This is a genomic window from Ochrobactrum sp. BTU2 (assembly GCF_024539785.1).
Classification (GTDB): Bacteria; Pseudomonadota; Alphaproteobacteria; order Rhizobiales; family Rhizobiaceae; genus Brucella; species Brucella anthropi.
In genome coordinates, this window is the sequence record NZ_JAHWRG010000059.1 from 1 (window position 1) to 2,698 (window position 2,698).

Genomic DNA, 2,698 nt, shown 5'->3' on the forward strand with positions numbered 1-2,698 from the left:
CTACACGACCGAAATGACCGCTTGATAAACACAGGCGAAAGCTGCTCAAAGCCCTATTCAAACAACTTGGCAATGCCGAGGCACTGGATCCGTGGCGTTTTTTTCTTACGCTCTGGGCGGGAAGCGGCCTGACGGCGGTGCAGCGTTACAATCGCGCTGAAATGCGAAACCGGACGCTCGACCGCAGGCGTAGGGGGCCAGGTTGCTACTTGACGGTTTGGTCACTCCGAGCCCGTTGTGGACGGTCGGCCTCGGTGTATTTTCGTCGGCGCGAAACCGCCCGAAGAGTCATGCCCGCTCAGATCTCCTCAACCACCGGCATGTAAAGATCACCTCCCGCGCGGTACTTCTGCGCCATGGCGGCCATGCCCTCTTTCTGCGCCTCGGCACGGATGTCGTGGGAGATCCGCATCGAGCAGAATTTCGGCCCGCACATCGAGCAGAAATGCGCCACCTTGTGCGCCTCTTTCGGCAGGGTCTCGTCGTGAAAGGCCCGCGCCGTCTCGGGGTCCAGCGACAGGTTGAACTGGTCCTCCCAGCGGAACTCGAACCGGGCGCGGGACAGCGCATCATCGCGAAGCTTGGCCGCCGGGTGCCCCTTGGCCAGGTCGGCGGCATGGGCGGCGATCTTGTAGGTGATGACACCGGTCTTCACGTCATCGCGGTCCGGCAGGCCCAGATGTTCCTTGGGCGTGACATAGCAGAGCATCGCCGTGCCCAACCAGCCGATCATCGCCGCGCCGATGCCCGAAGTGATGTGGTCATAGCCCGGCGCGATGTCGGTCGTCAGCGGCCCGAGGGTGTAGAACGGCGCTTCGCCGCAGACGGCAAGCTGCTTGTCCATGTTCTCTTTGATCTTGTGCATCGGCACATGGCCAGGGCCTTCGATGATGACTTGGCAGTCCTTGGCCCAGGCAATCTTGGTCAGCTCACCCAGGGTATCCAGTTCGGCGAATTGCGCCGCGTCGTTGGCATCGGCGATGGAGCCGGGGCGCAGTCCGTCGCCAAGGCTAAAGCTGACGTCATAGGCGCGCATGATGTCGCAGATCTCCTCGAAACGCTCGTAGAGGAAGCTTTCGCGGTGATGATGCAGGCACCATTTCGCCATGATCGAGCCGCCGCGCGACACGATGCCGGTAACGCGACCCACCGTCAGCGGAATCATATGCAACCGCACCCCGGCATGGATGGTGAAATAGTCCACGCCCTGCTCAGCCTGCTCGATCAGCGTGTCGCGGAAGACTTCCCATGTCAGGTCCTCGGCGATGCCGCCGACCTTTTCCAGCGCCTGATACAGCGGCACGGTACCGATGGGCACGGGCGAATTGCGGATGATCCATTCGCGGATATTGTGGATGTTGCGGCCCGTAGACAGGTCCATCACTGTGTCGGCGCCCCAGCGGGTCGCCCAGACCATCTTGTCCACCTCCTCGACCATTGAGGAGGTCACTGCCGAATTGCCAATATTGGCGTTGATCTTGACCAGGAAATTACGACCGATGACCATCGGCTCGGCTTCGGGGTGATTGATATTGGCCGGGATGACTGCCCGCCCGCGTGCCACCTCCTCGCGCACGAATTCGGGGGTGACGAAATCGGGGATCGCCGCGCCAAAATCCTGCCCGTCGCGGACCAGTGCCTGCTGCGCGGCCTTGCGGCCAATGTTTTCGCGGATGGCGATGAATTCCATCTCGGGGGTGACGATGCCCGCGCGGGCATAGGCAAGCTGGGTGACGGCCTTTCCGTTCCGTGCTCGCAAGGGGCGGTGACGGACGGGAAATTCGGGCGTCAGCCGGTCGCCCGAGACAAAACCGTTATCCTCGGGTTTCACATGCCGTCCATCATAGGATTCCACGTCGCCGCGCCCCATGGTCCAGCCTTCTCGCAGGCGCGGAAGGCCGCGTTCGATGGCGATTTCTGCGGCCGGATCGGTATAAGGACCCGAGGAATCATAGACCGTCACCGGCGGCTCGCCCGCGCTTGGATGCAGAGCGATCTCGCGCATGGGCACGCGGATGTCGGGGTGCAGTACGCCTGGCTTGAACACCTTGATCGATGCGGGCAGCGGTCCGGTGGTGATCGTCAAGGTTTCCTTGGATGTCATGTCGAGGCTCCTCGCGTCGCAGCTTTGGAGACCCAGCACTGACGGGAAGGAAAAGAATACCCAATATAGGTCGCATGCGACCGGCAAGGCATCCGCACCGTCCCTACGCCAGTATGAACTGGATCAGGTTCGTAGGGTCACTGCGCTGCCTTGCGGCCCAGCAGAATCTCAGCCCCTTGTCGGGACCCCCCTGGTGGAAGCCGCATAATGCGCGGCAGTGTCTATATTGTCAACTGACCTTAGGCACAGAGCCGCGCCACTTGCCCCCGGCAAAACTGTCGGGGGCATTGCCGTACAAAGTCAGCCGACTTGCTCTCTCGCCAGCATAATCTCGAATTCCACGGTCGAGCTTTCCTCGATGCCGACAACCCAGATGTTGTTCTGGGCATCACCACCGCCTTCGACTGAGACCGTGCGCCCGACCATCTCACCCCAAAGATACTTGCGAGCTTTCAGATACGCTTCATGCACCTTCTGCCGAGCGGGTCCGCAGGGCAAAAAGGCTGCATGCTCACGCGGCACTGCCAAGTTGTTTGATCTAGTTGTTTCCGGTATCGATGAGGCATGAAATTACCGAGTTCTTTTCCCCGGTTG

The 2,698-nt window shown here is 61.2% G+C and carries 2 protein-coding genes and 1 riboswitch; both genes read right to left on the reverse strand.

The window, feature by feature from the left end; translation table 11 throughout:
* Positions 1–298 precede the first annotated feature (298 nt).
* Positions 299–2,104 carry a phosphomethylpyrimidine synthase ThiC gene (gene thiC, locus KWJ32_RS27800; RefSeq protein WP_024899785.1) on the reverse strand — a complete coding sequence of 602 codons (1,806 nt, stop codon included), beginning with the start codon at positions 2,102–2,104 and terminating at the stop codon, positions 299–301.
* Between the two features lie 82 nt (positions 2,105–2,186).
* Positions 2,187–2,306: riboswitch (TPP riboswitch) on the reverse strand.
* Positions 2,307–2,404: 98 nt separating this feature from the next.
* A complete protein-coding gene (locus KWJ32_RS27805) occupies positions 2,405–2,632 on the reverse strand; it encodes a hypothetical protein (RefSeq protein WP_256886612.1) in 228 nt (75 codons plus the stop codon).
* Positions 2,633–2,698: the final 66 nt, after the last annotated feature.